General features: G+C 63.8%; 7 protein-coding genes. 5 read left to right on the top strand and 2 right to left on the bottom strand.

Annotated features, from left to right (window positions below):
• The 4 genes from odhB to CP49_RS35700 form a co-directional block, all read left to right on the top strand.
• Window positions 1-970: 2-oxoglutarate dehydrogenase complex dihydrolipoyllysine-residue succinyltransferase (gene odhB / locus CP49_RS35715; protein WP_057854793.1), on the top strand; the 970-nt coding region annotated here is incomplete at its 5' end.
• Window positions 971-1052: 82 nt separating this feature from the next.
• Entirely contained in the window at window positions 1053-1799 is a 747-nt protein-coding gene (locus CP49_RS35710) for an SDR family oxidoreductase (protein WP_057854792.1), read from the top strand.
• A gap of 34 nt (window positions 1800-1833) precedes the next feature.
• On the top strand, window positions 1834-3234 hold the full coding sequence (lpdA, locus tag CP49_RS35705; RefSeq protein WP_057854791.1) for a dihydrolipoyl dehydrogenase: 1401 nt from the start codon (window positions 1834-1836) through the stop codon (window positions 3232-3234).
• Between the two features lie 137 nt (window positions 3235-3371).
• Entirely contained in the window at window positions 3372-3902 is a 531-nt protein-coding gene (locus CP49_RS35700; protein WP_057854790.1) for a hypothetical protein, read from the top strand.
• Window positions 3903-4025: 123 nt separating this feature from the next.
• Here CP49_RS35700 and CP49_RS35695 read toward each other — a convergent pair whose 3' ends face one another.
• A complete protein-coding gene (locus CP49_RS35695; RefSeq protein ID WP_057854789.1) occupies window positions 4026-4616 on the bottom strand; it encodes a DUF4337 domain-containing protein in 591 nt (196 codons plus the stop codon).
• Window positions 4617-4733: 117 nt separating this feature from the next.
• Window positions 4734-5705, bottom strand: coding sequence for a tyrosine recombinase XerC (locus CP49_RS35690; protein WP_057854788.1), 972 nt, complete (start codon window positions 5703-5705; stop codon window positions 4734-4736).
• Window positions 5706-5858: 153 nt separating this feature from the next.
• Between CP49_RS35690 and CP49_RS48285 the strand changes: the two genes are divergently transcribed.
• Window positions 5859-6068: primosomal protein N' family DNA-binding protein (locus CP49_RS48285; RefSeq protein WP_245311049.1), on the top strand; the 210-nt coding region annotated here is incomplete at its 3' end.

Genomic DNA, 6068 nt, shown 5'->3' with positions numbered 1-6068 from the left:
CAAGGCCGCCGCCCCGGCTGCGGCGCCAGCCGCCGCGCCTGCAGCGGCTCCCAAGGCTGCGGCATCGGATGCGCCGCTGGCGCCGTCGGTTCGCAAACTCTCCACTGAGAGCGGCATCGATGCCGCGACTGTTCCCGGCTCCGGCAAGGATGGCCGCGTCACCAAGGGCGACATGCTGGCTGCGATCGAGAAGGCGGCGTCTGCGCCGACCCCGGTCAATCAGCCAGCCGCTTCGGTGCAGGTGCGCGCACCGTCGCCTGCCGACGATGCCGCGCGCGAAGAACGCGTGAAGATGACGCGGCTGCGCCAGACCATCGCGCGGCGGCTGAAGGACGTGCAGAACACGGCCGCGATGCTCACGACCTTCAACGAGGTCGACATGACGCACATCATGGCGATGCGCGCGCAGTACAAGGACGTGTTCGAGAAGAAGCATGGCAACAAGCTCGGCTTCATGGGCTTCTTCACCAAGGCCGTCGTGCAGGCGCTGAAGGATATCCCGGCGGTCAACGCCGAGATCGACGGCACCGATTTGATCTACAAAAACTACTATCACATCGGCGTCGCCGTCGGCACCGACAAGGGCCTTGTCGTGCCCGTGGTGCGCGACTGCGACCACAAGTCGATCTCCGATATCGAAAAGTCGATCGCCGATTTCGGCCGCCGCGCCCGCGACGGTCAGCTCAAGATCGACGAGATGCAGGGCGGCACCTTCACCATCACCAATGGCGGCATCTACGGTTCGCTGATGTCGACGCCGATCCTGAACGCGCCGCAGTCCGGCATTCTCGGCATGCACAAGATCCAGGAGCGGCCGATGGTCGTCGCCGGCAAGATCGAGGTGCGTCCGATGATGTATCTGGCGCTGTCCTACGATCACCGCGTGATCGACGGCAAGGAAGCCGTGACCTTCCTGGTCCGCGTCAAGGAGAGCCTGGAAGATCCGGCGCGGCTGGTGCTGGATCTCTAACGCCACGGGCTTCGCCGGCGCCGGCGCGAAAGGCCGGAGCCGCGAGCCATGGATCGATGCGCGCTGATTTGTGGGGGCTAATGTGACAGACAAAGTTGTTGTGATCACCGGCGGCAGCCGCGGCATCGGTCGCGCCACCGCGCTCGCTGCCGCCGCGCGCGGCTTTCGCGTCGTGGTCGGCTACGCCAGCAATCAGGCGGCGGCGAACGAAGTCGTCTCGCTGATCGAACGCAAGAACGGCAAGGCGATTGCCGTGAAATGCGATGTCGGCAGCGAGGCGGACATTCTCGCGCTGTTCAAGGCCGCTGATGAATTCGGTACGCTCGGCGCGCTCGTCAACAATGCCGGCATCGTCGGGCCCTCGGCTCGCGTCGAGGACATGTCGGCCGAACGCATCCAGCGCATGATGGCCGTCAACGTTACCGGCAGCATTCTTTGCGCGCGCGAGGCGGTGAAGCGGATGTCGACCCGCAAGGGCGGCGAGGGCGGTGTCATCGTCAATCTTTCCTCGGTCGCGGCGAAACTCGGGTCGCCCAATACGTATGTGGATTATGCGGCTTCCAAGGGCGCGGTGGATTCCTTCACCGTCGGCCTCGGCCACGAAGTCGCCGGCGAAGGTATTCGCGTGGCAGCGATCCGGCCCGGGCTGATCGACACCGAAATTCATGCGAGCGGCGGCGAACCTGATCGCGCGCATCGGCTCGCACATATGGTGCCGATGCAGCGCGTCGGCACAGCCGAAGAAATCGCCAACGCCATCGTCTGGCTGATTTCGGACGAGGCTTCCTACGTCACCAGCGCCATCCTTGATGTCTCGGGTGGGCGGTAATACCTGACACGTTTCTCAGCTACAGGACTTCATCATGGCTTCCTACGATCTCGTCGTCATCGGCACCGGTCCGGGCGGATATGTCTGCGCGGTGCGTGCAGCGCAACTCGGCATGAAGGTCGCCGTGGTCGAGAAGAACGCGACGCTGGGCGGCACCTGCCTCAATGTCGGTTGCATGCCGTCGAAGGCGCTGCTGCATGCCTCCGAAATGTTCGAGGAAGCCGCGCACTCCTTTGCCAAGATGGGCGTCAGCGTCTCCACGCCGAAGCTCGATCTGCCCGCGATGATGAACTTCAAGCAGCAGGGCATCGACGGCAACGTCAAGGGCGTCGAGTTCCTGATGAAGAAGAACAAGATCGACGTGCTGAAGGGCACCGGCAAGATCCTCGGGGCCGGCAAGGTAGAAGTCAGCGGCGACGGCAAGACCGCGACCGTTGAGGCCAAGAACATCGTCATTGCCACCGGATCTGATATCGCGCGGTTGAAGGGCATCGAGATCGACGAAAGGCGCGTTGTGTCGTCGACCGGCGCGCTGTCGCTGGAAAAAGTGCCGGAAAAAATGCTGATCATCGGCGCCGGCGTGATCGGCCTCGAGCTCGGCTCGGTGTGGCGCCGGCTGGGGTCGGAAGTCATGGTCGTCGAATTCCTCGACCGCATCCTGCCCGGCATGGATGGCGAAGTGGCGAAACAATTCCAGCGCATGCTCGAAAAGCAGGGCTTTGTGTTCAAGCTCGGCGCCAAGGTCACCGGCGTCGATACGTCGGGCAAGATGTTGAAGGCCAGTATCGAACCGGCAGCCGGTGGACCGGCAGAGACGCTCGAAGCCGATGTGGTGCTGGTCTGTATCGGTCGCGTGCCGTACACCGAAGGGCTCGGGCTCAAAGAGGCCGGTATCGCGCTCGACAATCGCGGGCGCGTGCAGATCGACGCGCATTTCTCGACCACCGTGAAGGGCGTCTATGCGATCGGCGACGTGGTGGCGGGGCCGATGCTCGCGCACAAGGCCGAGGACGAGGGCGTCGCCTGCGCCGAGATCATTGCGGGACAGGCAGGTCACGTGAACTACGATGTTATCCCGGGCGTCGTATATACCACGCCGGAAGTGTCGTCGGTCGGCAAGACCGAGGAAGAGCTGAAGCAGGCCGGCGTGGCCTATACCTCGGGCAAATTTCCGTTCACCGCCAACGGCCGCTCCAAGGTCAACCAGACCACGGACGGCTTTGTGAAGATTCTCGCGGATGCGAAGACCGACCGCGTGCTCGGCGTGCACATCGTCGGCCGGGAAGCCGGCGAAATGATCCATGAAGCCTGCGTCCTGATGGAGTTTGGCGGTTCTGCCGAAGATCTGGCGCGCACGTGCCATGCCCATCCGACGCGCTCGGAAGCCGTCAAGGAAGCCGCGCTTGCGGCCGGCAAACGCGCCATCCATATGTAACCGGAACCCGGTACATGCCGGGTGGAGTGTGATTGAAGACGCGGGTATCCGATTTCCCAGAAAGATCATGCTTTGAACAAGGAGATGGAGCGGAGCGACCAATCAATGGACGTCATTCTGCTCCAGAGACCATTTCGATGATGCGCCGCCTGCTTAAGCCGTTCTGGGTCCTGCTTGCGGTCATCTTCCTGATCGAAGCCTGGCTGTGGGATCATCTCGAACCGATCGTCGAGCGCATCGTTGCGCTGATCCCGCTCCGCGCATTCAAGCGATGGCTGTCCGATCGTGTCGATACGCTGTCGCCGGCGATGACGCTGATCGTGTTTGCCGTGCCGGTGATCCCGCTGTTTCCGCTCAAGCTGGTCGGGCTGTGGCTGCTGGCGCATGAATATTGGGTCAGCGCCGCCGTCGTCATTGTGTTCGGCAAACTCGTCGGCGTCGGCGTCACCGCGTTCATCTTCGACGTGACGCGTTCGAAGCTGCTGCAGATGGCGTGGTTCAAGACGATCTATGAATTTATCATGGCGATGCGCGCCAAGGCGGCCGCTCTGGTCCAGCCGATCAAGCAGCGTATCCGGGAAATCCTGCGCGGCGACGGCGACGGCTGGTCATCGCGCACGCTGCGGCTGATTGCGCGTTTCCGCAAGAGCGTGCGCGAAGCGCGGTAGCCCCTCACTGTCGTTGCCCGGCTTGACCGGGCAATCCAGTATTCCAGAGAAGCTGGAGCTTGAGCCGAAAGGCCGCGGCGTACTGGATCACCCGCTTTCGCGGGTGATGACGAACCCCGCCGCTCAATGCAGATGCAACAGGTGCGGCGCGTAGAGGCCAAGCGCAGTAATTCCAATGCCTGCGATCGCCAATATGCCTGACACCCAGGCCAGCACGATCATGCCGGTGATGATGGTGGCGGACGCCAGCACGATGCCGATCTGGAAGGCGGCCGAGGCGATTTCGTAGTGGTGATACTTTGCCGTCGCGAGGTCGCGCTCGTGCTCGGCATGCTTGGCGCGTGCGGCGAGCTGTTCCGAACCCTCCCCGGTTTCCGGCTCCGAACGGTAACGCGCCGCGGTCTTGTTCCAGTCGTCGATCTGCTTCTGCAAGGCCGCCTTCGCAGCATCGTCGCCGACGGTGCCCAGGCTGAGCTTGGCGTGCTCCGCCGTGGCCTGAACCGTGGTGCGGCGAATGCTCTTGGCCTGGAAGAACGCCCAGAGGTTCGAAGCCTCGACGTTCTTGCTGATGGCTTCGGTCTGCGCACCCTTGCCCAGCGTTTCGGACAGCGCCAGAAACAAGGCGATCACGGAGATCAGCAACGCGATCTTCTTGTTCGAGCCTGAAGCGTGCTCGGCATGCTCCGCATGCTCCATGCTTTCATGTGCGCCCATTGATTCCCCTTCTGGCAGTTGACGCGCGCACGATTGCCGAACCGCAATGCGAGCGCAAGAGGCTAGCTTAAGAGGCCATCGATGTGACGGGAGTGTGTCGGCGGGCTGTGCGGGCGTTCAGCCCCGCGGGTGCGCGCTCTTGTATACTTCCAGCAGCCGCTCGGCATCGATGCCGGTATAGATCTGCGTGGTCGAGAGCGAGGCGTGGCCGAGCAGTTCCTGGATCGCGCGCAAATCGCCGCCGCGGCTGAGCAGATGGGTCGCGAAGGAATGCCGCAGCGCATGAGGCGTGGCGCTGTCGGGCAGGCCGAGCGCGCCGCGCAGCCGCTCCATGGTGAGCTGGATGATCCGCGGCGAAAGCGGTCCGCCGCGCGCGCCGATAAAAATCGGACCGGCCGGCGGCAATGAATGCGGGCACATCCCAACGTAATCGGCGATCAAGACAAGCACGTTCTGCAGCACCGGCACCATGCGGGTCTTGTTGCCCTTGCCGGTGACGATGAGGACGTCGCCTTCGCCCGGTTTGGGCACGTCGCGCCGCTTCAGTCCGAGCGCCTCGGAGATGCGCAGGCCCGATCCGTAGAGCAGCGCCATCACCGCAGCGTCGCGCGCCAAAATCCAGGAATCGCGCTCTTCTCCGGCGCGCTCGTCGGCATCTGCAAAGCGTTTGGCGGCATCCACCTGGATCGGCTTCGGCAGGCTCTTTGCAACCTTGGGCGCGCGGATGGCGGAGAGGGCACCGACCTTGCCCTTGCCTTCCCGCTCGAGATATCGCCCGAACGATCGGAGCCCCGCCAGCGCCCGCATCAGCGAACGTCCGGCAATGTCGTCGGCGCGGCGCATCGCCATGAAGGCCCGGACGTCGGTGGCCTCCAGCGCCGCAAACCGCTTCAGCGTGACCCGGGTCCCCCAGTGCTCGGCGAGAAAAATGAGGCATTGGCGGAGGTCGCGGGCGTAGGCTTCGAGCGTCTTTGGCGACAGCCGCCGCTCGGCGCGCAGATGCGTCAGCCACCGCGCCATCTCCAGCGCGAGGCCCGCGTCGGCGCAGTCGAGCTCGATCGGTTGTGGTGCCGGAACTTGCTTGACCATAGCCTGCCTTGGAGTTTGCCTTGGGGGCTTCTCTTGGAGCTTCTCTTGGAGACGGTGATCCAACGCATTATATCGCACCTCTTTCGTTTACCGTTCGCTAACTTGGCGGCGCGGCGCTAGCCTTTCGCTGGACACCTCAAGCCTGATTCCCTGATGGACCACACCACCCGCGAAACCCACACATCCGCATCGCCGACCCGCGTCGTCGACGTGTTGGTGCCGGTCGCGCTCAATCAGAACTATTCCTACCGCGTGCCGCGCGGCATGGAGCTGAAGCCCGGCGACGTCGTCTGCGTGCCGCTCGGTCCGCGCGAGGTGGTGGCGGTGGTGTGGGCGGAGAACACCAATCCCGATCCGCGCCTG

Source organism: Bradyrhizobium valentinum (assembly GCF_001440405.1).
Taxonomy (GTDB): domain Bacteria; phylum Pseudomonadota; class Alphaproteobacteria; order Rhizobiales; family Xanthobacteraceae; genus Bradyrhizobium; species Bradyrhizobium valentinum.
The sequence above is the reverse complement of the archived record's forward strand: the minus strand, read 5'-3'. Positions and strand labels throughout refer to the sequence as shown.